Genomic DNA, 26,326 nt, shown 5'->3' on the forward strand with positions numbered 1-26,326 from the left:
GGCCGCCTGCTGTCGGGATGCTTGGCCAAGGTCCGGTTTCAGGCAGGAGGCCTACGATACAAACCAACTTTGGGTAGATTTACGGTATCGATAGACGGCGACGTTCGGAGGCCTTGATGAAAGCGTTGATTTTCGCCGTTCTGCTCGCTGGGCATCCGGATGTCGGTCAGTCCGATATCGCGATCCAATTCTGCCCGAAGGCGCAGGTGCGCCCCTATCCCCTTGATGCCGACGGCCGTCAGCAGGGCCTTCTGCTCCAGGCCTTCACTATCGTGAACCGCAGCCCGCATGACGTAGACATCCAACGGGTTGACCTGTCCTTATTGGACGAAGGTCAGGTCATCGACACGCGCATCCTGGACAGGCGGCAGATTAAGCGATGGGGCGGTAACGGACCGCCGCTTCAGGAGGCCATGTCCTCCGCACCATTCCTGTTCTGCGGCGAGACAATAATTCCAGAGGGGGTCTCCCTGAGCGGCCCCCGCCTGGCACAAAATCAGGGCCTGATCGTCGCCAATCAAATCTTCGCTTACGATAGAGAGCGTGACGCCTTGCGAGTCGACGTTTACGCTCTCTCCGAAGGTAAGGACGTGTTGGTAAGCGCGACGATCCCGATACGTAGCGGGTTTGCCCGCGCCCGGTATTCCTTCCCATTGAAAGGCGAATGGTACGTCGAATGGGGTGCGAGTTTCCATACCGGCCATAGATCGTTGCCATTCCAAGAATTCGCGCTTGATCTGGTACGGGTTGGGCCTAGCGGCTCCACCCATAATGCGGGCGGCGCCGACTTCGAAGACTACTACGCCTATGGAGAGCCCGTTTTGGCTGCCGCTGATGGCAAAGTGGTTCGTGCAGTCGACGGACGTCCCGAGCATTCTCAGACGATGCGACGCGATGATGAAAGCATCGAGGATTACAGCGTCCGGCACGCCGCCGGGCAGGCTGCGCTCGCTTCCTCAGCCCGCGACGGGATGGCCGGAAACTATGTCGTCATAGACCATGGCGGCTCAGAGTTTTCGTTCTACGCGCATCTACAGCCCGGCAGTCTCGCCGTTAAGGTCGGGGACGTGGTCAAAGCCGGTGACGTTCTCGGCGCCCTTGGCTCCTCTGGTCAGTCCACTGAGCCCCACTTGCATTTTCATGTTTGCGACAACGAAGATTTAGTCATCTGCGCAGGCATTCCGGTCAACTTCGAAGACGTTCATCTCCGTGGGGATGAACAAAATCGCGCAATCCAGAGCGGTGATTTCATCGCAACTAACTGAGCAGGCGACGTCCGCTTCCGACCCGTTGCGAACCTTCAGCGTTGAGCGAAGAGGCCGTTAAAACTTCTCAGTTCAAAACGCTCAACCGAACTAGGGCCGCTGTTTGTGGGAATGGAAAACTCCACCAAGCCCACAATCGGGCAGACCACGCTTGTCGTCGTGCCTCGTTCGGAAGTGGCGCTAATCTCGTTGCACGGCCACGTCCAATACGTCTTGGGACGGGCGGAATAGCGGAACTCGCCGTTCAAAAAATCGGGCGGCGGCAGTGACGACAATAGCGGTTGTCCACTCCCTGTCCGATAGCAACTGATCGAGCCTCGACTGCATAGTGTAAGAGGGTCGCCGAACCCGCCCTTCGCGACGGCTTCTCGATCGTCTCTGTACTCAGACCATGTTTCACCCGACGCTGGATCAGCGAAGAGGTACATGCCCTGAAGACCGCCTTCCGTGACTTGGTAAGCCACATCAAAGGAGGTGTCGGTCCGGCTGGGTGCTGCTTCAAGATCTGGCGCAGGCGATGGTTCAGAACAACTCGCCAGCGCAACCAGAAAGATGACAATCAGAGCGTTGCGCATTCCCGAAAGTTGACACCGATTAGGCCCGCTTTCCACCCTTAGGCGACAATGACCGGGCCCGCTATCGGACCCGGTCGAGAGTCACAGATCGATCTGTTCTGACATCTCCAAGGCATCATCCACCTCGATGCCGAGGTATCTGACGGTGCTCTCCAGCTTCCTATGGCCGAGCAAGAGCTGACAGGCCCGGAGATTGCCGGTCTTCTTGTAAACGAGCGAAACCTTCGTCCGCCTGAGACTGTGGGTCCCATACCCCTGCGGTTCCAGGTCGATCATCTGAACCCAACGATCAACGAGCCGCGCGTACTGACGGGTGCCAATGTGCTGACCTGGTCGGCTGCGGCTCGGAAACAGCCAGTCATCGTCTCGCTGTCCGCGGATCGACAGCCAAGCGGCGACGGCGTCGCGCGCAGACTCCGTGATCTCGAAAGGAACAGGCCTTCCGGTCTTCTGCTGGATGACAATCGAGCGCTGGCGAAGCACGCCGCTGGGCGCCACATCGCTAACCCGGAGCCGAACTATGTCACAGGCCCGCAGCTTAGAGTCCAGGGCGCAGTTGAACATCGCAAGGTCACGCACTCTCCTGGCGACCTTCAACTGCTGTCGAATTGCCCAGACGTGCTTCGGTTTCAACGGTGCCTTGGGACCAATGAGACGGCCGGCATTCCACGGCCGCTTGGGTTGAATGAACAGGTCAGACTGGCGCATGGCCAACCTCCATTAAGGTCGCCTCCCTGTGTCAGTTGCCAGTCTACGCTCTCAGCATCTCCTCAGCGCCAAGGTGCGGACATTGGCCCGCGGCCGAACAGCTGACCTACAGAGCTTCTACAGCCAAGCCGCAGTTCCCGTCGGCCGGTCGCTCGGACTGCAGCGTTAGCATCAAATCGGGGGCGCTAGGTTGAGCCTATAGGAGGGCCCTCTTCATCATCCTGTCCGACGACAACGTGCCCTTCAACGCCCAGGCCTTGATGCAGGCCGCTACCGCCTTAATGGCCGCCGCCGAATGGGAGGTCTTCTGCGCATTTATTCACTCCGCAGCCCCAGCCTCCTCTGCGCGCTCGGCCATGAACTTGTCGAGCCAGCGGGTAAGTCGACCGGTGTTGTTTTCCCCGGCGATGCGCCTGCCGTCCGGCAGAAGCACGCACCCGCACTCGGTGGTGATTAGCGTCAGCGCGTCTCCTCTCAATGCCACCAGCCTTGTGTCGACAAGACCCCGAACGAAGGCGTCGAGGGACTGGCCGTCAGTGTCGGCCGCTTGGATGAGATACTGGTCGCTCAAGGAAAGGTCGCCACGGCACAAGGCGCTCACCACAAGGAACTGCCCCTCCTCCAGGACCGCGGGCATCCAAGGCTGCGTGGACGGGCCGTTGGCCAGCTGCGCCTTGGTGAGGTTCCTGAAGTGGTAGGTCCACCCCCAGCCCACCAGGCTGGCTCGACGACGCCGTGGGGACCGCCTCCAGGAAATCGGAGATGCCCTCGAGTTCCAAGTCGTCGCCAAACAGGCTCGCGACGGGATGAGCGTAGGAGAAGCGGGTCCAGAGCAGCTCGAGAATGAAATGGATCGGATTGTCGGGCGTGCTGCCCATGATCGGCCAGCGCCCCTTGGCGGTGAGCGGCGCCCGGTAGGGGCCGACAACCAAGGTTCGATATAGCGTCGGGACCGCTCAATGAACTTCTCAAGATCTTCACCCGCAGGTAGATCGTCGACGGCCTCGAGGTGCGAGCCGGCCCTGTAACAATGCGGTTTCCAATCCATCGCCTAACCCTCCTGGATTTCCCGATGTTGGAGGTTCGGGCCCTCTACGACAAGTTGAACGGTAAAGTGTGCGAGACTCAAGGTCGGTCGCTATTGGTGCGCCGCGACGGATGATGCCGAGAACTATTGTGCGAGCGTCCTGCTAGTGGGCTGATGTCTCGAAGGTGCCAATTGCAGCCGTCAGTATCCCGCCGGAGGCCGGACCCCCTTACGGAGGCGGACAAGCGACGAGCGCAGTCGACTAAGGTAGGCCAGTCGCACGGCCGCGGCTGATCTTTTAGGCTCACACCTCAATCCCCATAAGGGCGAAGGCTCCCGTGCCGACGGAAAGGTCCGCTCCTATAACCCGCTTCTGGCTTACGCCTCCGCCCAATGGCGTCCCTCTTGGCCGGCTAGACCAGTGACATCATCGCCGAGCTTCGACGGCGGGATGAACAGAAAGTGGGACCTCACGTCCATCTGCGCACACTGTCGTGCTGCTTCGACTACGCGTAGCGCCTCGTTGAAAACATCCTGCGGCTTCATCGGCCAATGACCTAGGTCACCCTTCCAAATATCCTCGTCGGGATCGACGTGGGCCGAAAACTTGTTCCTGTGCTCTCGCCACCTCTCCAATTCCGGATGGGGATGAGCCTCAAGTGCCTCTAGACAGTCTGCGCCCTTCCAGCCGCCCGCCCTCCAATGCGCCAACAGGGGTTGGTCAGCCTCGCCATGCTCGTTTCGGACGTTGGGGCTGAAGAGCAACTCCCAAAGCGCCAAGAGGTCGTTCAACGCGATCTCAGAGAGAAGTCGGTCTACAATAGAACCCGGCGCGACCACCTCCCAAATGAGTCGTACTTGGCGAATGAACGTAGCCACGCCGACGGCCCTGATCACTGCGTCTTGGGCCGGGTGACCGGCTGGCAATGGGCTAACGATTCCAGCGGTCGCCAAGCCGGGATAAATCGTCGCTAAACGGGGCTGATCTGCGGGGCCAAGTAAGTTTGTTTGGGCCCAGGCTCGCGGCCAGATTGGGTCGACCAAGCCCGTGGGTGCAGCCACATACGTGCTGCAAAGCCGCTTCAACTCAGCATCGATCTCTGCCAGGTCCTCACGGAGGACGCCATACGTCGTCGCTCCCATCGATTTCCAGGTGTCGCAGATCCTTTCAAGATCGAGCTTCAATGCATGGGACGTGACCGCATCACGCCCAGTCTCCATATCGCTGCCGACGTAGTCCCGGCGCAGACGTGCAATCAGTCTGGTCAGTTCAGCAACCGGCCCGCTTTGCCCATCGAACTGGGCAAGCCGGATTTCGTTCTTCAGCCTGGGCAACAGCTGAAGCAAGGCGTCCAGCTTCGCTAAGCCGTGGCGAGCAAGGATCCTCTTTTCGAGTTCATGCTCAATAAGGCCGACTAGGTCGCAGATGGTGGCAAAATCGCCGATTAGGCGGGAAATTTTACCGGGAAGGTGTCGTGACATTGCGTTTTCGTGTTGGGTCGCGTGGATTCTGAGTAAATCATAAGTCTCGACATGGTGCCAGGAGCCAACATCGCGTCCGCTTCTGAAATCAGACATTCGGCGGAGGCAATCGGAGTGGAAAAGCTAGGCCAAGAAACAGTGAGCGCTCTGCCACCATCGCTCTGTAAAGTTGCAAATTTCGATTCTTTGCTAGGATCGCGCGAGCTTAGTGGGGGCCTTCCTTTTTGCCCGGACATGCTTCAATGGCATCGGATCGTAGGTTGATCTGGAGCTGCCTCGCGGGCCTCACCTTACCGCCCTATCGGCCCCAGCGGAGGACAACGCCATTTCTCAGGAACGCGACGGCGCGACGAACGACCTGTCCCTCCTATCGCCCCAGGAGTTCGAGGGCGTCGTCGGTGCCCTTCTGGCCCGGACCGGTTTCCAGATGGTCCGCCGGGCCGAGCGCGGGACCCGGGGGCCGGATTTCGAACTGGCCAGTCCCTCAGATGAGCGGGTCTATGTCGAGGTGAAACACTACCGCCAACCTGTCCCTCGCGCGGTTGTCCGGGAGATCGCGTCCGATATCGAGCGTTACCGCATTCAGTTTCCGGCAGCGAGGGGATTGATCGTCGTCTCCGGGACGATTTCCGCCCAGGCCTTGCAGGAGATCGAAGCCCATCCCGAGCTCGAGGTCTGGACAGGCGATGACGTCCGGACCCGGTTGGCTGCCCACCCAGAGATCATGCTAGCGATCCGCGACAGTGCGGCGGCCCAGAACGCGCTTCGGGCACTGGCGATGTTGCCGTCCGAACAGGCTCCGACTCCCGAATCCTTCGCCTACACCCGGCGCATCGCTGCTATCGCCGCCGGACGCGACGACTGGCGGGCGTTCGAAGTCTGGTGTGCAGATATTCTCACCGATATCTTCAAACCTGATCTCGGGCCTCCCGACCGTCAGAACCGCACCGACGACGGTCTCGATATCATGGACGCTATCTTCCCCATCCGGAGCAGCAATCCACCTTGGTCGCAGGTGCGCGCGGAGTTCGCGACGCGGTTCGTCGTCGGCGAGTTCAAGAATTTCGTCGACCCGATCGGACAGAAGCAGGTCGAGTCCATTGCGCAATATCTGTGGGCAGGGGCCAAGCGGCAGTTCGGAATCCTAGTGTCGCGCGCGCCCCCGTCCGACTCAGCCCTCGCCCAGCGGCGCCGCGCTTGGATCGATCAGCAGAAGATGATCGTTTTCGTCACCGATCAGGAACTGATCGAGATGCTGCAAGTCCGTGAAGCCGAGGGCGAGCCCTACGAGGCCCTCGACGCGCAGGTCGAAGAATTCCTTCGTACGCTCACGCCCTGAAGGGACGGCATGCGCGCGAGCGATCAGAAACTGGTGTCGCTGAAAGCGATCTTGTCTGCGCGCGCGTCACGAGATAGCGCCTCGCATCGAGGCCGCTTGAGGCGAGCCGGGCTTCAACTTCATGGTTGACAGATTTACGAGCTCATCAACGGGCGTGTTCTAGCTTTTAAACGAAATTGAGGTCTTCGCCCGAACATCTCCTGGCAAGTTCCGTGCGGTAATTTGCATCTCGACGACGGCGGGGAGACCCTGTTCGACATCGTTGGAAGTGCCTCCAGTCTGCTACCTGCAACTAACGAAAGCAGCCGTTCCCAACGGCCGCATTGAGGCAGGTTCAGTCGTTCAATATCGCAGTTTAGCGCGCCTTGGCTGGCTCGGACGCGCCGCGACGGATAATGCCGAGAACTATTGTGCAAGCGTGGCGCTGCGAGCTGACCTCCGGAGTGCGCCGGAAGGCGTCCGGCGCGATCGCCGCGAGGAGTTTTACGAATGCTTCGCTGACCTTCGACGTGATGGCGGATGAGACCGGCAGTGCCTTCTCCAACTTCTCACTCGCTGGCCGGGGGCAGGCACAGAAAGCGATAGCCGGGTTTAGTCGAAGTAAGCGACGAGAGGTGCAACGATAGACACCCCCCAGCTACAAGCTTCACCGTAAATGTTCAGTGCTGACCGGAGGTTAGTGCGACATCGATCAATCGACCCAGTAACGGTATTAAAGCGCACTGCCGTATACATCGTTCAGACTAGCGCCGCGCAGTGATCCAGCATGCGTATAGGCTCTAGCCTGGCGTCGCCGGGCGCTGCTTTTTGCCAGTAGATTCGCCCTAGCCATCACAATGTGACGCGCCAATCCCGGCAAATTCTTGAGATTGGTGCGCCGTAGGTTCCATGTGGCTCGCCCCAGGTTCTTCTTAGTCCAGGCTGGTCGTCAAGGAGGCCAGCCATGTCAACTACAACCCGAAAGCATCATCGTAACTACGATACCACCTTGACGAGACTTTCAATCCAGAGAACCATGATTCATGAAACTGGAGGGGCCCGAATGTTCAAGCGTTCCGTAGTCGCCGCCGTCTTCACTTTGCTCGCCGCGCCCTCGTTGGTTCAGGCGCAGCAGACAGAGGCATATTTCTACGACGTCCATGGTCGGGTTCAGGCCGTGACCCGCGCGCCGGCGAACGGCGGCTATCGCTCCCGTTATGGATTGGACGACGCCGACAACCGATCGTCGCGAAACATTGAGACGGCCGTCGCTCACGTCACGCCGAACGAACTGCGGTCGAACGAGTCCATTCTGCCCTCGCAGTCGCTCTGGTCGCTCGACGGCCGTTTTCGGCTGGTCGTACAGCACACCGATGGGAACTTAGTTTTATACGGACCTTCAGGCGCGTTGTGGGCGACCAGCACGACTACCGGTCAAACGACGATCCTGACCATGCAGTCGGATGGCAATCTCGCCATTCGAGGGCCAGCCAATGAACTCGTCTGGTCGAGCGGCACGGGCGGCTATCCCGGAGCCCTCCTGCGGGTCCAGAACGACGGCAACCTCGTCATCTATTCCGGTGCCACGCCCGTATGGGCGACCAACACCTGCTGCCATTGAGTCGGAGGACGTCATGAGAACCGTTATGAACCGCTCCGGCGGCCGTCCGTATGCGCATGCTCGTCTGCTTCATACGGCGGGATGGAGCGCGATGCTCTTGGCCTTATCGACGCCCGCCTGGGCCCAAGACCAACTCCACGCTCCGCCGCCCAACCACTTCACGCTAGACGAGCGCGGCGTCGACCTGATCTCGGGCGCATTCAATCTGACCAGCACCGATGTGGTGATCGGTCAGCCGGGCGCCGGCGGCATGGCCTACTCGCGTGCTTATGTCGGCCCTGGATGGCGCGACAGCATCACGGGGACCATCTCCAACACCGGCGGCATTGTGGAGGTCAGCCTCGGCGGTGCCTCAGAGCGCTTTACCCTGTCGGGCGGTATCTACACCCCGACTAACAATGTCGGTTCGACACTGACGCCAAACAGTTTGAGCGGGCTGACGTACACGACCGCCGATGGCGTCGCCTATGTGTTTCGGCCTGCCATCAATGATTATGTTAGCCCCACAGACGCGAACTCAGGGCGTCTCGTGTCTGTCGTTCGCCCCAACGGCGAGACCCTGACCTACAACTACGTCACGGTCATCGTGAACACGGGCAACCCCAACGACCCCCGCGTGCCCGCCACAAGGGTTCAATCGGTGTCGAGCAACTTCGGTTATCAACTGCAACTTCAGTACGCCCACAACAACCCCAGTTCGCTGTCGACCCTTCCTAGCTTCTATCGCATAATTAAGGTCACCGGCTTCAACACTTCGGTGGACGGCTGTTCTCCGACCGCTTTCAGTTGCACATTCTCGCGGACCTGGCCCAGCGCCGACTATGGCGTCACGGGAAGCACCCAAACGGTGACTGACCAGTCAGGTCGGACGACCACCTACACCTTTTCGGGCAATCGTGTGTCGACCATTCAGGCCCCAGGTGCCTCGAGTCCGACCTTGACCGTTGGCTACGACGGAAGCGGACGCGTGAGTTCGGTGTCAGATGGCGTGGGTTCCTGGGGCTACGGCTATTCCGGATCGGGATCGACCCGGGTCACGACCGTCACCGATCCATTGTTCAATCAATCGGTCGCGACGTCCAACCTGTCGACCAATCGTCTAACGTCCTGGCGCGATTCTTTGCTGCGGACGACGTCGTACCTGTATGATGGTCAGGGACGGACCACGCGAGTGACCCGCCCCGAAGGCGACTACGTCGCCTATACCTATGACGCGCGCGGCAACGTCACCGAGACGCGAGCCGTTGCGAAGCCCGGTTCGGGCCTGGCCGACATATATGTCTCATCCAGCTTCCCAGCGACCTGCGCGAATCCTGCCACCTGCAATCTGCCCACGGCCACGACGGATGCACGCGGCGGCGTAACCGACTATCTTTACGGCCCACACGGCCAGCCGATTTCTATCACCCAGCCTGCGCCGACCCCTGGTGCTGGACGTCCCCAGACCCGCATCGCCTATACGACCATGCCAAGCGGACCGATCCTGCCGACGGAAGTCTCCGTTTGCGCGACGACGGCCTCCTGCATCGGCACGGCCGATGAGATCAGGACGACCCTGACCTACGGCCCGCTGGCGACGACCAAACACCTTCTGCCGGCGACGGTCACCCAGGCATCCGGCAATGGTCTCCTCAGCGCGACGACGGGCATCGCCTATACGCCTGATGGAGATGTCGCCTCGGTTGACGGGCCGCTGGCCGGCACGTCGGATACGACAACCTATCGTTACGACAACGCGCGCCAATTAGTCGGCATCATTAGCCCGGACCCCGACGGCGGCGGTCCGCTACTGCGAAGGGCTGTCCGCAACACCTACAATCTTCGCGGCCAGGTGATTTTGGCTGAGCAGGGCACCGTGACGGGTCTGACCGACCCGAACTGGGCCGCCTTCGTCAGCTTGCAGCAGCAGGCGATGACCTACGATGCTCAAGGCCGCCCAACGCATCAGCGCGCCCTGGCCGGAGGGACGACTTACGCTCTGACACAGGTCAACTATGATGCAGCAGGCCGGACGGATTGCGTTACCACGCGGATGAATCCATTGACCTTCGCCGCGCCGCCGATTTCTGCCTGCGCGGCGGCGTCAGTCGGCATCTACGGTGCCGATGGCATTACTAAATACGGTTATGATTCTGCGAGCCAACTGACGTCGGTGACCGCCGGTTACGCCTCAGAGTCCGCCATCGTCGAACGGGCCACCTACACCAGCAATGGCCAGCCTCTGACCTTGATTGACGGCAAGAACAACGTTTCGACCTTTGAGTATGACGGACACAATCGGCTGAAGAAGCTGCGCTACCCCAATCCCTCGAGCGCCGGCTCATCGACGACGGATTACGAGGAGTACGGCTACGACGCCGCCTCGAATATCGTCACCATGCGCACCCGGGCCAATCAGACCTTCAGCGCGACCTACGACGCCCTGAACCGCCAGACGGCGCTGAACGCCCCGTCGGGCACGCCAAGCGTCACCTACGCTTACGACAATCTGGGACGGCTGACCTCAGCGTCGATCCCTGGCCAGACTACAACTCAGACCTGGGATGCGCTGGGTCGGCTGACCTCGGAGACAGGGCCTCTGGGAAGCATGTCCTATCAGTACGACCTGGCGGGACGACGCACGCGCCAGACGTGGCCGGACGCTTTTTTCGTCACCAACAGTTGGAATCTGACCGGCGAGATGACCGCCATCCTGCAGGGCGGGACGACCCAGATCATCGGCTTCGGCTATGACAATCTGGGCCGTCGCACGGGAATCACGCGCGGCAACGGCGTGACCTCAGCCTACGGCTATGACGGGATGGGGCGCCTGACCAGCCTGAGCCACGATGTCGGCGGGACGGCCGCCGACGTGAGCTTTGGCTACAGTTATAATCCTGCAGGGCAGATCGTCACCAAAACCACATCGAACGCCGCCTACGTCTACAGCCCGACGGCGGGGTCGACGGCCTACGCCAACAACGGCCGCAACCAGGTGACGAGCGTGGGCGGCGCGAGCGTCGGCTATGACGCCAACGGCAACATCACCCACGACGCGACGCGGGCCTTCACCTATGACGCGACCAACCGGCTGACGGGCGCCAACGGCGGGACCTCGACACTGAGCTACGACGCCCTGGGGCGGCTATATGACTATGTCGGCACGAATGGTGGGCGCTTCCTCTACGACGGAGCTGAAACCGTAGGCTTTGCCCCCGTGGGGTCCACCGCGTTGCAGAACCGTTTCGTGCGCGGCCCCGGCGTGGATGAGATCGTAGCCAACTTCACCACGACGGGTTCGGTCCCGGCACAGTACTGGGCGGCGGACGAGCGCGGCTCCCTGGTCAACCTTTCCGAGGGCGCGACTGGGACGAGTACCGTGATCAACACCTACGACGACTACGGCAACCCCGCCCCGACTAACCTGGGCCGGCTTCAGTACACCGGTCAGCTCTGGATGCCGGATTTCGGTGCCTACCACTACAAGGCCAGAGCCTATCAGCCCGAGCTGGGACGGTTTCTGCAGAGTGATCCTATCGGGTATCAAGCGGGCACAAACCTTTACGCCTATGTCGGAGCTGATCCGATCAATCTGATCGATCCGCTGGGTTTCATGCCCTCCAGTCGTGTATGCACATCGTTTGTTGGCCGGTCCTATACCGACGTCAACGGAGATTGGCGCCCTGGCGACGTGTCCTTTTCTTGTCATGTCGGCACATCGGGAAGCATGCCGAACTATGGCGAGCGTAGGCTACCCCAGCCGCTTATAGAGAGAGGACCTTCGTCGCCACAAAAAGAGGGCGACGACATTGTCACTACTGCGCAGAAGTATAGCAAAAAGGCTCTTGATTGTGCTGCCTCTCATTATGGATTGGGATTCCTAACAGCAGGGGCAGGAGTTGGTGCCGCAGCGGCGGGGGCGAATATCATCGATACACGAGGAAAGTTAGGTGGCGCAACGCCAGGCACATCTTGGGCTGGCCGGGCTGCGAGTTCAATTTTCGGAAAAACGCCGCTTCCACGAGCGCTCCCAACGCTGACCGGCTTTCCTGGAATAGGAAATGGCCTAAGAGTTTCATCGACGCTGAGCGCCGCGAGATTTGCTGGTAGAGCTGTTCCGGTAGTTGGTTACGCGCTGCTTGCCGCTGATGCCCTTGCGATCGGATACTGCACGGTGAGCGGAGATGAGTAAGTTTGGTATATATCGCTTTTTAGCACCGTTCAGATCGCGGATGCAGGACCGGCTTAGGAAAGAGCGATTGAGCGCAAACGTGAATGGCTTCGCACGTGACCTAGAAGACAGTGATCGTCATCCGGAGATTGCCATTGCGCTCTGGAAAATTCTTCAAGAACGGGCATTCGTTGATGATTTCAGGCCAGAAGTTGACGATGATCTATACAAGATTTTCGCAATGGACCCAGAAATCGTTCGTGATGAGCTTGTTGACGTGATGTTGTCTAGGTTGTCTTTGAGTGTGGAAGGGATTGATTTTTCAGGTTTTGATTTCGCTTCAATTAAGACTCCTAGAGACGTGAGTAGATTTGTAGTGAAGGTCGCAGATGCTCAGAGCAAAGCGGGCAAACATCCAATTGGAGATTTGGCAGAATAAGCCCAGCGGAAGCCTGCTTAACCATGAGGCATAAGGTCGGTCTTGTATCGATGAAACTCTGGTTATCCGTCCACCCCATGTCCTTGTCCATCATTCCGTCGATGGCCCCGACCTATGCCCCGTTGCGCAGGCCAAGGGCCTCGGCGAGCTTGGCGCGGCTATCGGTTTAGAGGGCAGTATGGGACCGCGCTCGGCTGATGGCCACATAGGCGTCACGGGCATCGACGGTGTTGGTGCGGGCGGTCGGAGTCGAACCGACCCGACTTGCGTCGCGCTCGAAACGATACGAACGTCCGATCCTCAGATTCGTAGTTGGATGCCATCAGCGGACGCTCCCAAAGTCCGACATGAGTCAGGAGCGGCCCTATTGGCCGACGGCATAAAAATCCGTCGGAAGGACGTCCAACACTTCAGCCAACTTGCCCAAAATCGCCACCGTCGGATTACCCTCGCCGCGTTCAATGCGCCCCAGATGACGCATCGCCAATCCCGCTTCTCCTGCCAACGCCTCCTGGCTTAGGCCGCGTTCCTTGCGGAGGCGCCTGATATTTGCGCCGACGATCTGCTCCCATTCCATCGGCGCGATGGTGTTAGCGGAGCGGTAACCTCTCTAGGACATCTATGTCCTATTCTTCACGAGGGGCGATTATGGGGTGTCTGGCGGGTCTGATGTTCGGCGCGGTCGGCTTTTTCGTTGCAGGACCGATAGGCGCGATCATCGGTTTGCTCATCGGCATCCTGGGCGCCGTAGGAGCGAAACGCCGATGAAAAGGCTGCTTATCCTGGCAAGCGCCGGCGCCCTGCTGACCGGCTGCGCTGCCACCACGCCGCCGACGGAGGTGCGGATGATCCCCACCGCCGATCACGGCGTGGGCGTGCGCTTCTCGCGCGGCAACGCCCTGATGGTGTCAAACGGGCCGTCAGGGGCGATCATGCTGCTGCCGGTCCGTTACAACGACACCCAGAAATTCTACTTCTCGATCGCCGCCTTCAACACCTCCGGCTATCCCATCAACATCGGCTCAGAGGACGTGCGCCTCTATCTGGATGGGCAGCCCTACAGCGTTCAGGACTTCGACTATCTGCGCCACACCGCCCGTATGTCCGCCCAACGGGAGATGAACCTCGCCTGGGCCAACGCGGCGGTGGAGTATTTCCTCACTCTCCAGGAGATGGAGGATCACCCGCGCCGCCACGACATCGCCTACCGCAGCGCCTCAGGGCAGTTACAGGCGTCGCACGACCACATCCAACGACGCCTTCGCCAGACCATCTCCACCCTGGGCCGAACCATGCTGGAGACGACGACTATCGACCCCGGCACAGCCCACGGCGGCGCCATCCTGGCGGAACAGATCGTCATCCCCGAGGGCATGGTCCGCGACATGGTGATCGAAGTGCGCTTCGGCGGCTTCCCTCATCGGTTCCGACTGAACCTGGCGCCGTCGGGGACCTACGCCCCCACGCCGGTCGACATCCCGGCCGTCCCCGCCCAGGTCACGCAGGAGCTGATGCGCACCCGCGAGACCTGGCACTGGACCGACGGGCCACCTCCGTCGCCCGCGATCTTCAAGGGCATGCCCGTGATCGAATAAGCCGCGTTGCCGTTGAGATCAGTTGCAACCGATCAACGCACGCAACACGAGCGCCGTTTCGCTGCCGCGAACGACAGGGCGACCATTATGGAGCCCGACGAAGCTGGCGCTATCGGCAGGGTCCCGTGTGATTTCCAGATGATTGTCTCCTTTGGTCAGAACCATGGGGTAGGGGTACGGATAGGTCATTGAACAATATCCCATAGTTGAACGAGCCCATCCTTTCCGACGGGATGGAGCACGCCTTGAATTCTTTGTTTCCTCAGGCTGGCGCGGACGCGTTTCAGCGTGGCGTCAAATTGCACCGCGTCTTCGGTGCATATTCCGCGCCGTCTCATGATGCGTGTGGTGATCGTCCTAGGCGGCAGCGGCTCATCTGCCTCCCGAAGCACATCCAACAGGATGCTGGTTACCCCGCCCTTCTGCGAGCGTCTGGATGCCGCACGATTGAGTCGGATCGCGCTGATGTCGACAGAAGAGTCGAGAAGTCGAATAGCCCCTTCGATGTGGGTCAGGTCACTCGTCAATCTCTGTAGAGCTGATCGGACTTGATCGGCTTGGGTTGCGATCTCTGCGTATTTGCGAATGAGCGCATGAAGCGCGAGCGGGTTGGCGGCGTCTAGAGGCACCAGGTCTTGGTTTGTCGGCATATCTCCTGTCCTACGGCACGCTCCCGGATCAGATGCGTGGCGGCTTGACGCTTCCTGATAGGCGTCACCTGCAGAACAGAATGTACAGAAAGTCGTTTTGATTCAGAAATTTATTTAGGTGAGTTTGCTACCCAATGCCGTCGGAGAGCCGAAGGCGATCCGCCAGCCGAAAGGGTGAGGGTTCGCGGGTGAAGTCGCCGCAGGCCGTGGCTGATCGTCGACGCGACGGCTTGCGCCGACGGACAGGACAAGCCCCTCACCCTTTCGCGCAAGGACGACGGCTGCGCCGTCGTGCGCTCAAGCCCTCTCCCGCCGGGAGAGGGTTCGCCTGCCGATAGGGCCGCTTTAAAAAAGCCCTCAAGCAGCGCGAAGCGCGTTAGGGCGACCTAAAGAATGGTAACCGCGCCGTTCACCGCGTTCGTGAACCGGACCGCAAGCGCAGGCGCTCTAAAACCCGTCGCATAGGGTCAGAACGGCCCGGCAAACGGGCGTGGCTGGATGCTGTTTCTCTTGAACGACGTCGTCTTCGATCTGGACGAGGCCTGCCCGGCCCCGAGCCATGACGTGCGCCGGTTCGAGAACCTGTCCTTCGACTATGTGCTGGAGATGGGCTGCGAACTGTTCGCCGAAGAGCCCCTGCTGCACCGCACCGATCCGGCCCGCGCGCGTCGTCTGGCCTGGCTGATCGCGCACAGGGCCGAGGGCGTCAACGCCGCCCTGTTCGCCGCGCCGCAGGCGGGTTGCGCGCCCGAACTGGTCGGGCCGCGCTTCTGCGCCCTGCCCGAGGTCGTGCTGCGCCATCTGCAACAGCGCGCACGTCGCGGCGCCCTGAACGCCGTCGCGGCGGACAAGGCTGTGTGGAGCCGCCTTGCGGCCTGATCGTCGCGGCGTCGCCTCGGCCTAGAGGATGATGCCGAACACCGTGTGGACCACGGCGGCTGCGATGACGATCAATGCGAACCCGGCCAGAAAGCAGACCAGCGGATGAATCTTGCCGCTGTGCTGAACCGGCGCGGCCTTGTCCGGGTGAACCAGAGCCATGACGTTTCCTTCCCTGTGGCGCAGCGAACTCATGGATCGCTGTCTTCCGAAATCCACCATGACTCGAATAACCCTTCCTGGCGAGGGGTCTCTCACGGCATCGTGAACGTCGACAATCGGGCCGTGGCGCGCTAGGTCGCGCGTCCTGAAGGAAGCTCCATGTCCAAACTGACTCTCGCCGACGAGGCCCTGCGCCGCAGGACCTTCGCCATCATCGCCCACCCGGACGCCGGTAAGACGACCCTGACCGAGCACATCCTGCTGGCGGGCGGCGCTGTGCGCGCGGCTGGCGCGGTCAAGGCGCGCGGGGAAAACCGCCGCGCCCGTTCGGACTGGATGAAGATCGAGAAGGAACGGGGCATTTCGGTCACCGCCTCGGTCATGACGTTCGAGCACGACGGCAAGATGTTCAACCTGCTGGACACGCCGGGGCACGAAGACTTCTCGGAAGACACCTATCGCACCCTGACCGCCGCCGACTGCGCCATCATGGTGCTGGACGCCGCCAAGGGCATCGAGCCGCAGACGCTGAAGCTGTTCGAGGTCTGCCGCCTGCGCGACATCCCGATCATCACCTTCATCAACAAGCTGGACCGCGAGGCGCAGGACCCGATGGCCCTGCTGGACGAGATCGCGTCCCGCCTGCAGCTGGACCCCGCGCCGATCTGGTGGCCGGCCGAGAGCGGCAACCGCCTGCGCGGTCTGGCCGAGGTCGGCGGTCAGGGCCGGTTCCAGCCCTATACGCGCAAGACCGCCGACAACGACGGCGAACACCCCGCCCCCCTGCCCTTCGATCAGGCCGCCGACTTCTTCCAGGGGACCGAGCAGGCCGACATGGTCGATGCGCTGGAACTGGTCGAGGCGGGCTATAAGCCGTTCGACCATCAGGCGTTTCTGGAAGGCCACATGACGCCCGTGCTGTGGGGCTCGGCCCTGCGCCACTTCGGCATCGAGGAGTTGCTGAAAGCCATCGGCGAATGGGCGCCGCCGCCCAAGACGATGAGCGCCCGCAAGGAGGCGCCGCCCGAAACCCGCAACGCCCCCGCGCCCGAAGACATCACGGTCGAGCCGAGCAAGGACGAAGTCACCGGCTTCGTCTTCAAGGTTCAGGCCAACATGGACCCCAACCACCGCGACCGCATCGCCATGTTCCGCATGGCCTCGGGCAGCTTCAAGCGCGGCATGAAGCTGAAGGTCCAGAACACCGGCAAACAGCTGTCAGTGAACGCCCCCATCATGTTCTTCGCCTCGGACCGCGAACTGGCCGAAGATGCCTATGCGGGCGACGTCATCGGCATTCCAAACCACGGCGTGCTGCGCGTCGGCGACAGCCTGTCGGAGAGCGGTCTGGTGCGCTTTGCGGGCCTGCCCAACTTCGCGCCGGAAATCCTTCAGCGCGTCCGCGTCAAGGATCCGCTGAAGGCCAAGCACCTGCAGAAGGCGCTGGTCGGTCTGGCCGAGGAAGGCGTGACCCAGCTGTTCCGCCCGGAACTGGGCGCGGACTTCATCGTCGGCGCCGTCGGCCAACTGCAGTTCGAGGTCATGGCCGACCGCCTGGGCGAGGAATACGGCCTGGACGTCATCTTCGAGCCGTCGCCTTACGCCGAGGCGCGCTGGGTGTCGGGGGCCAAGGCCGACCTTGAAGACTTCGCCGGCAAATACCGGCCCCAGATGGCGACCGACATCGACCAGAACCCGGTCTTCCTGGCCAAGTCGGCGTGGGAGACAGGCTATGTCTCCGAACGCTTCCCCAAGGTCGCCTTCAGCAAGACCCGCGAACGGGGCTGATCGCCCGATCTGCCTCACCTGCCGTCATCCTCGGGCTTGACCCGAGGACCCAGCGGAGGCGCTCAGCCTTTCGAATGTCGCGCAGGCGGACAACTCGATCCTCGGGTCAAGCCCGAGGATGACGAGGCGAAAACCCTTGCGCCTCAGGTCTTGCTGATCGACACCCCGCCGTCGACCAGCATGGCCGTCCCGGTCATGAAGCTGGAGGCGTCCGACGCCAGAAACAGGGCGGCGCGGGCGATCTCATCGGGGCTCGCCATCCGCTTCAGGGCGTGCATCCCCTCGACGAAAGCGATGATCTCGGGCGTGTGGGCGAACTCGCGCCCGGCCTCGGTGTCCGTGCCGCCGGGCAGCAGGCAGTTGCTGCGGATTCCCTTCGCCCCATACTCGGCCGCGATGACCCGCGACAGGCCCACCAAGCCCGCCTTGGCCGCTGCATAGGCCGCCATGCCGGGCATTCCGATGGCGTGACCGACGAAAGTCGAGGTGAAGATCAGCGACCCGCCGCCACGCGCCAGCAAGGCCGGGATCTGATGTCTGGCGCCCAGAAAGGCGGCCGTCAGATTGACCTCCAGCGTCTCGCGCCAGCGGTCCGACGCGATCTCATGCGTCGGCTCATTGGCGCCGATGGCCCCCGCATTGTTGAAGGCGATGTCCAGCCCGCCGAACCGCTCGACCGCCGTCTGCACCAGCCGCTCGGCCAGCCTCTCGTCGCGAATATCGCCAGACACGGCAACGGCGCGTCCGCCCTCAGCCTCAATGGCCGCGACAAGAGCCGCCAGCTCCGCCTCACGCCGGGCGGTGACCACCACCGCCGCGCCCTCTCGCGCGAACAGGCGGGCAGCGGCGGCCCCGATGCCGGAACTGGCCCCGGTGATGACGGCGACTTTGTCGGACAGTGCGGGCATGGCGGCCTCCTTCGTTCATGAAGGCGCCTTCCTTTCACGCTCTCGCCGCGCGGTCTGGCGAGGTTCGGACGCTGAAACGCCTCTGCGGCCCTCCTTCGTTTTGCGACTGTCATGAACCACGCATAAGCTATGAAAACACAGAGGGGTTCTCATGTCGTTTCAGCGCCAGAACACCGCAGGTCGCCATCACGTCAAAGTCTTGTCGGCCATTCTTCTTAGCGCGGGCCTGACCCTGACCGCGCCATCGGCCCAGGCTGAGTGGCGCCGGGCGGAAACGGCCAACTTCATCGTCTATGGCGAGGGTTCAGAAGCTGACCTGCGCCCCCATGCCGAAAAGCTGGAGCGTTTCGACGCCGTACTGCGACGCCAGTTCAACCGCCCGGCGCTAGAGGGCGTACGCAAACTGCCCGTGTATCTACTGCATACCCGCCGCGATCTGGCCGAAGTGTTTCCGGCGGTCGCTGAAGGCAAGGCCGCGGGCTTCTATTCAGCTTCCGAAATCGACGTCTACGCCGCCTTGAACCGGCGCAGCGGCGATGACCTGCTGTTCCACGAATACGCCCACCACTTCATGTACCAGAATTTCCCCGGATTCTATCCGGGATGGTTCGTCGAAGGCTTCGCCGAGTTCTTCATGACGGCCCAGGTGAATGACCCGCAGCGTGTCGAACTGGGCGGCTTCAATCCGGGGCGGATCTACACGCTGAACCAGTCGCGATGGCTTGCGATCGAGGATTTGCTGTCCAAACGGCCCCGCGACTTCAGCCAACGCGAACAGCGTGGGGTCTTCTATGCCCAATCCTGGCTGCTGACCCACTATCTGTTAGCCGATGCGGAGCGCCGGCAGGGTCTGGACGCCTATCTGGCTGACGTCGGGCGCGGGGTTGCACCAGTAGAGGCCTTGCAGAACCGCCTCGGCCACACGCCCGAGAGCCTGACCGCCGCCCTGCGCGCCTATCTGCGCGGCGAGATGAAATACGTCCGCTTCTCCATGACGGATACTCAACCCTCTGTGCAGATAGAAACCCTGCCGCCCAGTGCGGATCGTATGCTGCTCTACAGCCTACGCAGCCGCTATCCCCAGTCGCCCGAAGACGCCGCCGCCTTGCTGGAGCGCACGCGGGCGGACGCGGCCCGCTATCCGCAGGACCGTCTGGCCCTGGTCACCCTGGGCCGGGCGGAGCTTCAATGGGGCGACACAACAGCCGGCGAGGCAGCGCTGAACAGCGCCTTGACGGTCGCCCCCGAAGACGCCGAAGCGCTGAGGCTGCTGGCCGACGCCCGCCTTAAAGCATCCGATGAAAAACAGGATCCGGCGGAGCGCGCCCGCCTGGTCCGTGAGGCCCGAGGCTATCTGGCGCGGGCGCTTGATGCTGATCCGACCGACTACCGCATCTTCGCCGCCCTGGCGCGCTCACGTCGCGACGCCGTCGACTATCCCAACGCCAATGATCTGGAGACCTGGCGATTAGCGGTCGCTTTCGCGCCCCAGGTCATGCGCCTGCGCCTCGAAGCCGCCGAAGCCATGACCAAAGGAGGCGAAGTCGAAGAGGCGGCGGAACTCCTCGCCGTCGTCGCCAATAGTCCGCACGAAGCAGGCGCAGACAGGGACGAGGTCCCCGACTGATCGCTCGCGTCGTCAGACCCGCGCCGCTCGCCGTTCGCCGCGGCCCAGCGCCTGGAACCACGGCAGGAAGAACTGGACCAGCGGGCCGATGGCGACGGCGAAGGCCACGGTGCCCAGGCCGACCGAGCCGCCCAGCAGCCAGCCCCCGGCCAGGACGCTGATCTCGATCAGCATGCGCGACACGCGGATCGACCAGCCGAACCGCTGGTTCAGGCCGATCATCAGGCCGTCGCGCGGTCCCGTGCCCATGCCTGCGCCGATGTAGGCCGCCCCGCCCATGCCCGTCAGCAGCACGCCCAGCGCCATGAAGGCCAGCCGCAGCGGCAGGCCCGTGATCTCGGGCATGACGGCCAGGGCCGCATCCATCGACAGGCCGATGACGAAGATGTTGCACAAGGTGCCCAGCCCCGGCTTCTGGCGCAGCGGGATCCACGTCAGCATCACCAGCACCCCCATCAGGATGGAGGCGGTCCCCAGGCTCATGCCCGTCTTCAGCGACAGGCCCTGATGAAAGACGTTCCACGGGTCCAGCCCGAGGTTGGAGCGCACCATGGCGGCGGCGGCCACGCCATAGAGGCACAGGCCCAGTTGAAGCTGGATGAAACGACGCATGAACATGCGCCGTTGATCGCACAACCGGCCTTGTTTTACAGGGCCGCTTTCATCACGATGGCCCTATGCGCGACCTGCTGATCCATCCGGCCTCGCTTTCACGGCTGTTGAACGGCTGGCGCGAACCGGAAGGCGAGCCGGCCTATCGCCTGCTGTCCGAGGCGTTGAAGCTGATGATCCTGGACGGGCGACTGTCGCTGCACGCCCGCCTGCCGGGCGAGCGGCGGCTGGCCGAAACGCTGGGCGTCAGCCGCATCACCGTCAGCACCGCCCTGGACCGGTTGAGGGCGGACGGCTTCATCGTCAGCCGCACCGGATCGGGCAGTTTCACCGCCCTGCCCGCCAGCCCGGCGTCGCGGCCGGTGCGGCGGCTGGACGGGCCGATGCAGATGGACGATGCGCCCGGCGTGATCGACATGGCCTCGGCCGCTATCGCCGCCGATGAACAGGTCCACGCCGCCTATGCCCGCGCGGTCGAGGCCCTGCCCGCCCATCTGCCGGGACATGGCTATGAGCCGATGGGGCTTGAGGTGCTGCGCCGCGCCGTGGCCGATCGCCATACGGCCGAGGGGGCGCCGACGACGCCCGATCAGATCGTCGTCAGCGGCGGCGCCCTCAGCGGACTGGCCCTGCTGCTGCGGGCGGTGACGCGCCCCGGCGACCGGGTCATCATCGAGCATCCGGCCTATCCCCATGCGCTGGACGCCCTGCTGCAGGCGGGCCTTCAACCCAGCCCCGTCGCCATGACGCCGCACGGATGGGACATCGACGGGATGCTGGCCGCCATCGCCCGCATCCAGCCCCGGCTGATCTTCCTGACCGGGGCGCATCACAATCCGACCGGCCATGTGCTGTCGGCTGAGGACGAGGCCGCCATCGCCGCCGCCGCGGCCCGCGCGGGCGCCCTGCTGGTGCTGGACGACGCCCTGCGCGAACTGTGGTTCGACCGTCCGCCGCCCCCGCCGGTCGATCATGGGCCGCACGTCGTCAGGCTGGGTTCGACCAGCAAGCCCTATTGGGGCGGACTGCGCGTCGGCTGGATACGCGCCCACGCCGATGTGGTCGACGCCGTGGTGCGGCGCCGCCCGTCGCTGGATCTGGGCGTGCCGGTGCTGGAGCAGCTGGCCGCCGCCGTGCTTCTGGCCGGACCGCCGGGGCCGCTGGACGCGCGACGTCAGGCGCTGGCCCGGCGCGAGGCCCGCTTGAGGACGCAGTTGGCCGAACGCCTGCCCGAATGGCGCACGCGTCGCCCCGAAGGCGGCCTGTCGCTGTGGGTCGAGCTGCCCCGGCCGGACGGGGTGCGGCTGGCCATCGCCGCGCCCGATCATGGGGTGCGGATCGCGCCGGGCACGCGCTTTGGCGTCAACGGCGCCTTCGACCGCTTCATCCGCCTGCCCTTCAGCCGCGAAGAGGCCGAGCTGGATCTGGCCGTCGACCGGCTGGCCGCCGCATGGAGCGGGCTGGACCGCAGCCCGCCGCGCAGAGCCGCGCCGGACCCCACCGCCCGCGCCGTCCTCTAGACCGCGCGCTTCAGGCCGAACGTCATGGCGAACATGACCATGCAGACCCCGCTGGAGATCAGCAGGGCCAGCCCCGCCGACCGGTCCAGCGCCATGCCGTACAGCGCCGGGGCCGCCGCCTGGGCGAAACGGGCGGGGGTCAGAACCAGAGCCTGTCGCGCGCCATAGTTCTCGCGGCCGAACAGATGCAGCGGCAGCACGCCCGACGCCACGGCCAGCAGGCCGTTGCCCGCCCCCTGTCCCAGCGCCACGGCCCCCGCCGCTCCCTTGCCGCCGATGAAGGCGATCAGCGCCCCGGCCGGGTGCAGCAGGCTGGCCCCCTGCACCGTCGCGACGGGCGAACCCCGGCCCGGCGCCATCAGGGCGATCAGGCGCACGACGATGGCCGCCCCCGCCATCAGCCCCGCCGCCAGCGCCGCCTCGGCCGCGCTCAGGCCCAGCCGCGTCAGCAGGCGCGGCAGGTGGGCGCCCATGGCCGTCGCCACCCACCATGCCCCGGCGAACAGGACGGCCAGCCGGATCATGGTCGCATCCCAGCGCACGCGCCCGGCCGCAGGCGCACGTCCTCCGGCCCGGCCGTCCGGCAGCACCGCCCGATACAGCGGCAGGCACAGCAGCAGATGCGCGCCCGCCCAGACGAAACAGGCGCCGCGCCAGCCGAGCATGTCGATCATCAGCAGCGTCAGCGGCCAGCCCACCGCCCCGCCGAACGCGCCCAGCAGGGAGACGGCGGTGATCGGCTTCTTCGCCGCATCGCCGTGCAGTACCACCAGAACGGCGTAGGCCGGGCCGTAGAGCCCGACCCCCATGCCCGCGCCCAGCATCAGGACGCCGGCGATCATGACGACCGGATCGCGCGCCAGCCCCAGCACGATCAGGGCCATGGCGAAGATGACGGCGGAGGCCGATAGCACCTCGCGCCCGCCCCGCCGGTCGATCCATCGCCCGCCGAAGGGACTGAGCGCCGCCGAGATCAGAAAGGCGCCCGACAGGGCCGTGAACACGGCGCCCGGCGTCGTGCCCGCCCCCGCCGCCAGCGGCTCGGCCAGCACCCCCATCAGATAATAGCTGGAGGCGAAGGAGACGATCATCCCCAGACCCAGCACCGGAACGATCAGACGGGAAACGGCGGCTTGCGACATGGCGCGCCGTTTCGCCGGATTTGCCTGGGCGAAGAAATCGACCTATCGAACATCGTATGTTCGAAAACCTCACAGGCACGGGACCGCTGCCCTCGCTGAACGCCCTGCGCGCGTTCGAGGCCATGGCGCGCACCGGCAGCGCCACCCGCGCGGCGGCCGAGCTGAACGTGACCCACAGCGCCGTCAGCCGTCAGGTCAAGGCGCTGGAGGCGCAGCTGGGCCTGCGGCTGTTCGAGGGTCCGCGCCACGCCCTGTCCCTGACCGATGCGGGGCGGCGCCTGCTGCCCGGACTGACGGCCGCCTTCGACCGGATCGCCGCCGCCGTGGGCGAGGCGCGCGGGACCGGCAGCGACCTGCACATCGCCGTCAACGCCAGTCTGGCGGTGAAGTGGCTGATCCCGCGGCTGGCCGATTTCAGCCGCCTGCATCCGCAGATCCGGGTCCATCTGGTCGAACTGGCGTCGCACGCCGTCAGCCGTCGCGGCGCCGACCTGCTGCTGCGGCTGCTGGATACGCCGCGGATCGAAGCCCTGGGCGCCGTTCCTGTCATGCCCAACGCCATAGGGCCGGTGATCGCGCCCGATCTGGCCGCATCGCTGGCTGCATCTTCGGCCGCGCAGGATGTCCGGGACGCCGTGCTGGCGGCGCCGCGTCTGACGGCCCGCACCCATGTCACGGCGTGGAGTGACTGGGCCGAAATGAGCGGCCATGACCTGCCCGAGGCGCCCGGCCGCGTGGTCGCCCACCTGCATTTCGCGCTGGACGGCGCCCTGTCCGGCTGGGGCGCGGCGGTCCTGCCGTGGGCGCTGACGGCCGAGGCGGTGACGCAAGGGCGGCTGCTGGCGCCCTTCGGCTTCGTGCGGGATGAAGGCGCGGTGGCGGCGATTCCCGGCGCAGGCGAAATGTCGCGGAACCGGCGCCTGTTCCTGAACTGGCTGATCGATCAGGGCCGGGCGATGCAAAACGTCCCGGATCCAAGCTGAAGCCCAGCTGAACAGCGCTTTCATCCATCGCGCGGACGTGGTTCTGTATGGGTCGCAAATCGCTTTTTCGCGATGTCATGACACAGGCTCGTGCGTTTGCGGTTCTGTGTGGAGTTCAGATGCTGTTCATCGCCATCACTGCCGCTATGGCGCTGGCGCAAAGCCAGTCCGAGGCGCCGGCGCCGGCTCAGCCTCCACGGCTCGTCTCCTATAATGAGGCGGTGCTGTGCGCCGGCCTGACGCAGGCCGCATCCGAACTGGAAGGCGGCGAAAGCCGCTATGGCCGCGAACTCTATGACGCCGCCCTCTATTGGTCGCTGGCCGCCATGCAGGCCGCGACGACGGCCGGACGCAATCCGGCCGTGGCCGAACAGGACCAGACCCGCGCCCGCCTGCAGTCCGTGCGCCGCCTGTCCGCAGGCGAAACCGAGGCCCGCAGCAGCCTGCAGCGCTGTCGCCGCGCGGCGCCCAAGCTGGGCTGAGGCCGCCGCCCGACCGGCGGGCGCGAAAAATCTGACTATATGGTTAAGCTGAACCGCTTTTGCGGCGCTGCGTTTGCTTGTCTCACCCCCGGATCGCCTTCGTGATCCCGAAGCGGGACGATGAGAGCAGCATGTTCGAATTCGGCAGAGATCTGAGACGGCTGTTCGAGAAGGCGCGCGACAGCGACGATCTCGGCTGGCTGGAGCTGATCAGCGCCCGTCTGGTCGAGACGGAGGCCCGCCAGCAGGCGACCGATGCAGGCCGCGTCTCCTGCGCCCGCCCCCATGACGCCGCCCTGCGCGCCGCCGCCCTGTGGCGCGAACACGCCCGCCGCTGCGGCGCCGCCGCCAGTCTGGAGCGCGCCGAGGCCGCCGGGCGCGACGCCGCCGGGGCCGCAGCGAACGACGATCAGGCCGTGCGCGCCGCCCTCGATCTGGCTCAAACCGGGATGATGGCGTTCGACCTGCGCGGCGATCCCGAACGGCTGAACGCCGCGCTAGATTTGTTGAGCGGACTGCCTGCGCCGCGCCGCGCCGACACGGCCTCGGCCATGGCCGCCCTGCACGCGCGGCTGCGTGCGCGTCAGGCGCTGTTGTCCGGCGTCCTGCCCGAACTGACCGAGGCGGCCGGACTGCTGGACGCCGCCGTAGCGCGGCTGAAAGGCGGCCGCGCGGCCGAGGATGACCTGCGGCTGGAACGCGCCGCCCTGGCGCTGGAGACCGGGCTGATCGCCCGCGACCCGCGCCTGCTGGATCAGGCGGGCCACGACCTGCGCGCCCTGGTCGAGGCCGCCCCGCCTGAACAGCGCCCCTTAAGCCGCGCGCGCGCCCTGGCCCTGTGCGCGTCCGGCATGGCCGCCCTGGCCGCCGTAGCCGCCGACGATCCGGCGCAGGATCAGGCCCGGACCCTGTTCGACGCCGCCGCCCAGCTGTTCACCCCCGACCACAGCCCGCTGGACTGGGCCGCCATTCAGGTGATGCGCGCCGAGCGCGAGACCCTGCCCCCGCTGGCCCTGGCCCAGGCCGAGGCCGTGACCGAGGGCGGCGGTCTGATTCTGGGCGCCCTGGCCCATGAGCAGCGCGTGGCGCAGGAAGCCGCCCACGCCGCCTCCATCGGCGATCTGGACGCCCTGCTGGAGATCGAGACGGCGCTGCGTCGGCGCCTGACGCGGCCCTCGGTCGCCGCCACGCCGCTGGACTGGGCGGCCGAGCAGATCGGTCTGGCGCGCATCGCCCTGGCCCGCGCCCGCTGGACCGGCGAGACGCCCCGCGCCGTCGGTCTGATGCTGGCCGAGGCCGCCCAGACGGCGCGCGAACACGGCGCCGCCCGGCTGGCCGAACGGGCCGAACGGCTGATCCCGCGCCCGCAAACCGCCTGAGCCCGGCGGGACCG

23 protein-coding genes are annotated in these 26,326 nt (G+C 64.2%); 13 read left to right on the forward strand and 10 right to left on the reverse strand.

The features are described from left to right. Positions 1-116: 116 nt before the first annotated feature. Positions 117-1,265 (forward strand): M23 family metallopeptidase, encoded by a 1,149-nt coding sequence (locus ABE454_RS09365; RefSeq protein WP_346531090.1) that lies wholly within the window; start codon positions 117-119, stop codon positions 1,263-1,265. A gap of 656 nt (positions 1,266-1,921) precedes the next feature. On the opposite strand, the gene ABE454_RS09370 is transcribed toward ABE454_RS09365, so the two are convergent. From ABE454_RS09370 to ABE454_RS09380, 3 genes are all read right to left on the reverse strand, one after another. Continuing rightward, entirely contained in the window at positions 1,922-2,548 is a 627-nt protein-coding gene (locus ABE454_RS09370; protein ID WP_346531091.1) for a tyrosine-type recombinase/integrase, read from the reverse strand. A gap of 319 nt (positions 2,549-2,867) precedes the next feature. Further along, entirely contained in the window at positions 2,868-3,185 is a 318-nt protein-coding gene (locus tag ABE454_RS09375) for a hypothetical protein (protein WP_346531093.1), read from the reverse strand. 768 nt (positions 3,186-3,953) lie between these two features. Next, positions 3,954-5,153, reverse strand: coding sequence for a hypothetical protein (locus ABE454_RS09380; RefSeq protein WP_346531095.1), 1,200 nt, complete (start codon positions 5,151-5,153; stop codon positions 3,954-3,956). A 262-nt stretch (positions 5,154-5,415) separates the two neighbouring features. Between ABE454_RS09380 and ABE454_RS09385 the strand changes: the two genes are divergently transcribed. After that, positions 5,416-6,396, forward strand: coding sequence for a restriction endonuclease (locus tag ABE454_RS09385; protein WP_346531230.1), 981 nt, complete (start codon positions 5,416-5,418; stop codon positions 6,394-6,396). Between the two features lie 355 nt (positions 6,397-6,751). Here ABE454_RS09385 and ABE454_RS09390 read toward each other — a convergent pair whose 3' ends face one another. Further along, a complete protein-coding gene (locus ABE454_RS09390; protein WP_346531096.1) occupies positions 6,752-6,940 on the reverse strand; it encodes a hypothetical protein in 189 nt (62 codons plus the stop codon). 498 nt (positions 6,941-7,438) lie between these two features. On the opposite strand from ABE454_RS09390, the gene ABE454_RS09395 reads away from it, so the two are divergent. The 3 genes from ABE454_RS09395 to ABE454_RS09405 all read left to right on the forward strand — a co-directional run bounded on the left by ABE454_RS09395 (position 7,439) and on the right by ABE454_RS09405 (position 12,585). Continuing rightward, positions 7,439-7,996 (forward strand): hypothetical protein, encoded by a 558-nt coding sequence (locus tag ABE454_RS09395; RefSeq protein WP_346531097.1) that lies wholly within the window; start codon positions 7,439-7,441, stop codon positions 7,994-7,996. A 25-nt stretch (positions 7,997-8,021) separates the two neighbouring features. Then, on the forward strand, positions 8,022-12,167 hold the full coding sequence (locus ABE454_RS09400) for an RHS repeat-associated core domain-containing protein (RefSeq protein ID WP_346531098.1): 4,146 nt from the start codon (positions 8,022-8,024) through the stop codon (positions 12,165-12,167). Positions 12,168-12,234: 67 nt separating this feature from the next. Next, on the forward strand, positions 12,235-12,585 hold the full coding sequence (locus ABE454_RS09405; RefSeq protein ID WP_346531100.1) for a hypothetical protein: 351 nt from the start codon (positions 12,235-12,237) through the stop codon (positions 12,583-12,585). 364 nt (positions 12,586-12,949) lie between these two features. Here the strand turns inward: ABE454_RS09405 and ABE454_RS09410 are convergent, their stop codons facing one another. Next, entirely contained in the window at positions 12,950-13,162 is a 213-nt protein-coding gene (locus ABE454_RS09410) for a helix-turn-helix domain-containing protein (protein WP_346531101.1), read from the reverse strand. 187 nt (positions 13,163-13,349) lie between these two features. Between ABE454_RS09410 and ABE454_RS09415 the strand changes: the two genes are divergently transcribed. Then, positions 13,350-14,180 carry a hypothetical protein gene (locus ABE454_RS09415; protein ID WP_346531103.1) on the forward strand — a complete coding sequence of 277 codons (831 nt, stop codon included), beginning with the start codon at positions 13,350-13,352 and terminating at the stop codon, positions 14,178-14,180. A gap of 185 nt (positions 14,181-14,365) precedes the next feature. Here the strand turns inward: ABE454_RS09415 and ABE454_RS09420 are convergent, their stop codons facing one another. Next, entirely contained in the window at positions 14,366-14,830 is a 465-nt protein-coding gene (locus ABE454_RS09420; protein WP_346531105.1) for a hypothetical protein, read from the reverse strand. Positions 14,831-15,340: 510 nt separating this feature from the next. Here ABE454_RS09420 and ABE454_RS09425 point away from each other — a divergent pair. Further along, a complete protein-coding gene (locus ABE454_RS09425; RefSeq protein WP_346531106.1) occupies positions 15,341-15,709 on the forward strand; it encodes a hypothetical protein in 369 nt (122 codons plus the stop codon). 21 nt (positions 15,710-15,730) lie between these two features. On the opposite strand, the gene ABE454_RS09430 is transcribed toward ABE454_RS09425, so the two are convergent. Then, on the reverse strand, positions 15,731-15,871 hold the full coding sequence (locus tag ABE454_RS09430; protein WP_346531108.1) for a hypothetical protein: 141 nt from the start codon (positions 15,869-15,871) through the stop codon (positions 15,731-15,733). 159 nt (positions 15,872-16,030) lie between these two features. Between ABE454_RS09430 and ABE454_RS09435 the strand changes: the two genes are divergently transcribed. Beyond that, positions 16,031-17,659 carry a peptide chain release factor 3 gene (locus ABE454_RS09435; protein ID WP_346531110.1) on the forward strand — a complete coding sequence of 543 codons (1,629 nt, stop codon included), beginning with the start codon at positions 16,031-16,033 and terminating at the stop codon, positions 17,657-17,659. Positions 17,660-17,802: 143 nt separating this feature from the next. Here ABE454_RS09435 and ABE454_RS09440 read toward each other — a convergent pair whose 3' ends face one another. Beyond that, positions 17,803-18,567, reverse strand: a complete 765-nt coding sequence (locus ABE454_RS09440) for an SDR family oxidoreductase (protein WP_346531112.1) — start codon at positions 18,565-18,567, stop codon at positions 17,803-17,805. A gap of 151 nt (positions 18,568-18,718) precedes the next feature. On the opposite strand from ABE454_RS09440, the gene ABE454_RS09445 reads away from it, so the two are divergent. Then, positions 18,719-20,194: a tetratricopeptide repeat protein gene (locus tag ABE454_RS09445; RefSeq protein WP_346531114.1), complete on the forward strand. Its 1,476-nt coding sequence runs from the start codon at positions 18,719-18,721 to the stop codon at positions 20,192-20,194. 12 nt (positions 20,195-20,206) lie between these two features. On the opposite strand, the gene ABE454_RS09450 is transcribed toward ABE454_RS09445, so the two are convergent. Continuing rightward, positions 20,207-20,806, reverse strand: coding sequence for a YczE/YyaS/YitT family protein (locus ABE454_RS09450; protein WP_346531115.1), 600 nt, complete (start codon positions 20,804-20,806; stop codon positions 20,207-20,209). Between the two features lie 65 nt (positions 20,807-20,871). Between ABE454_RS09450 and ABE454_RS09455 the strand changes: the two genes are divergently transcribed. After that, entirely contained in the window at positions 20,872-22,326 is a 1,455-nt protein-coding gene (locus ABE454_RS09455; protein WP_346531117.1) for a PLP-dependent aminotransferase family protein, read from the forward strand. Here ABE454_RS09455 and ABE454_RS09460 read toward each other — a convergent pair. Continuing rightward, entirely contained in the window at positions 22,323-23,468 is a 1,146-nt protein-coding gene (locus tag ABE454_RS09460; RefSeq protein WP_346531119.1) for an MFS transporter, read from the reverse strand. The two genes, ABE454_RS09455 and ABE454_RS09460, sit on opposite strands and share 4 nt — an antisense overlap. A gap of 56 nt (positions 23,469-23,524) precedes the next feature. Between ABE454_RS09460 and ABE454_RS09465 the strand changes: the two genes are divergently transcribed. The 3 genes from ABE454_RS09465 (at position 23,525) to ABE454_RS09475 (ending at position 26,312) form a co-directional block, all read left to right on the forward strand. Continuing rightward, entirely contained in the window at positions 23,525-24,451 is a 927-nt protein-coding gene (locus ABE454_RS09465; RefSeq protein ID WP_346531121.1) for a LysR family transcriptional regulator, read from the forward strand. A gap of 119 nt (positions 24,452-24,570) precedes the next feature. Further along, entirely contained in the window at positions 24,571-24,933 is a 363-nt protein-coding gene (locus tag ABE454_RS09470; protein WP_346531122.1) for a hypothetical protein, read from the forward strand. Between the two features lie 131 nt (positions 24,934-25,064). After that, entirely contained in the window at positions 25,065-26,312 is a 1,248-nt protein-coding gene (locus tag ABE454_RS09475; protein ID WP_346531123.1) for a hypothetical protein, read from the forward strand. Positions 26,313-26,326: the final 14 nt, after the last annotated feature.

It is taken from the genome of Brevundimonas diminuta (assembly GCF_039673845.1).
In the GTDB taxonomy this organism is placed as follows: Bacteria; Pseudomonadota; Alphaproteobacteria; order Caulobacterales; family Caulobacteraceae; genus Brevundimonas; species Brevundimonas diminuta_E.

What these genes read in the sequence shown, in the direction of transcription:
- ABE454_RS09365 (WP_346531090.1), top strand. Translation starts at nt 117, where the DNA reads ATGAAAGCGTTGATTTTCGCCGTTCTGCTCGCTGGGCATCCGGATGTC.
- ABE454_RS09370 (WP_346531091.1), bottom strand. Translation starts at nt 2,548, where the DNA reads ATGCGCCAGTCTGACCTGTTCATTCAACCCAAGCGGCCGTGGAATGCC.
- ABE454_RS09375 (WP_346531093.1), bottom strand. Translation starts at nt 3,185, where the DNA reads ATGCCCGCGGTCCTGGAGGAGGGGCAGTTCCTTGTGGTGAGCGCCTTG.
- ABE454_RS09380 (WP_346531095.1), bottom strand. Translation starts at nt 5,153, where the DNA reads ATGTCTGATTTCAGAAGCGGACGCGATGTTGGCTCCTGGCACCATGTC.
- ABE454_RS09395 (WP_346531097.1), top strand. Translation starts at nt 7,439, where the DNA reads ATGTTCAAGCGTTCCGTAGTCGCCGCCGTCTTCACTTTGCTCGCCGCG.
- ABE454_RS09400 (WP_346531098.1), top strand. Translation starts at nt 8,022, where the DNA reads ATGAACCGCTCCGGCGGCCGTCCGTATGCGCATGCTCGTCTGCTTCAT.
- ABE454_RS09410 (WP_346531101.1), bottom strand. Translation starts at nt 13,162, where the DNA reads ATGGAATGGGAGCAGATCGTCGGCGCAAATATCAGGCGCCTCCGCAAG.
- ABE454_RS09415 (WP_346531103.1), top strand. Translation starts at nt 13,350, where the DNA reads ATGAAAAGGCTGCTTATCCTGGCAAGCGCCGGCGCCCTGCTGACCGGC.
- ABE454_RS09420 (WP_346531105.1), bottom strand. Translation starts at nt 14,830, where the DNA reads ATGCCGACAAACCAAGACCTGGTGCCTCTAGACGCCGCCAACCCGCTC.
- ABE454_RS09430 (WP_346531108.1), bottom strand. Translation starts at nt 15,871, where the DNA reads ATGGCTCTGGTTCACCCGGACAAGGCCGCGCCGGTTCAGCACAGCGGC.
- ABE454_RS09435 (WP_346531110.1), top strand. Translation starts at nt 16,031, where the DNA reads ATGTCCAAACTGACTCTCGCCGACGAGGCCCTGCGCCGCAGGACCTTC.
- ABE454_RS09440 (WP_346531112.1), bottom strand. Translation starts at nt 18,567, where the DNA reads ATGCCCGCACTGTCCGACAAAGTCGCCGTCATCACCGGGGCCAGTTCC.
- ABE454_RS09445 (WP_346531114.1), top strand. Translation starts at nt 18,719, where the DNA reads ATGTCGTTTCAGCGCCAGAACACCGCAGGTCGCCATCACGTCAAAGTC.
- ABE454_RS09450 (WP_346531115.1), bottom strand. Translation starts at nt 20,806, where the DNA reads ATGCGTCGTTTCATCCAGCTTCAACTGGGCCTGTGCCTCTATGGCGTG.
- ABE454_RS09455 (WP_346531117.1), top strand. Translation starts at nt 20,872, where the DNA reads ATGCGCGACCTGCTGATCCATCCGGCCTCGCTTTCACGGCTGTTGAAC.
- ABE454_RS09460 (WP_346531119.1), bottom strand. Translation starts at nt 23,468, where the DNA reads ATGTCGCAAGCCGCCGTTTCCCGTCTGATCGTTCCGGTGCTGGGTCTG.
- ABE454_RS09465 (WP_346531121.1), top strand. Translation starts at nt 23,525, where the DNA reads ATGTTCGAAAACCTCACAGGCACGGGACCGCTGCCCTCGCTGAACGCC.
- ABE454_RS09470 (WP_346531122.1), top strand. Translation starts at nt 24,571, where the DNA reads ATGCTGTTCATCGCCATCACTGCCGCTATGGCGCTGGCGCAAAGCCAG.
- ABE454_RS09475 (WP_346531123.1), top strand. Translation starts at nt 25,065, where the DNA reads ATGTTCGAATTCGGCAGAGATCTGAGACGGCTGTTCGAGAAGGCGCGC.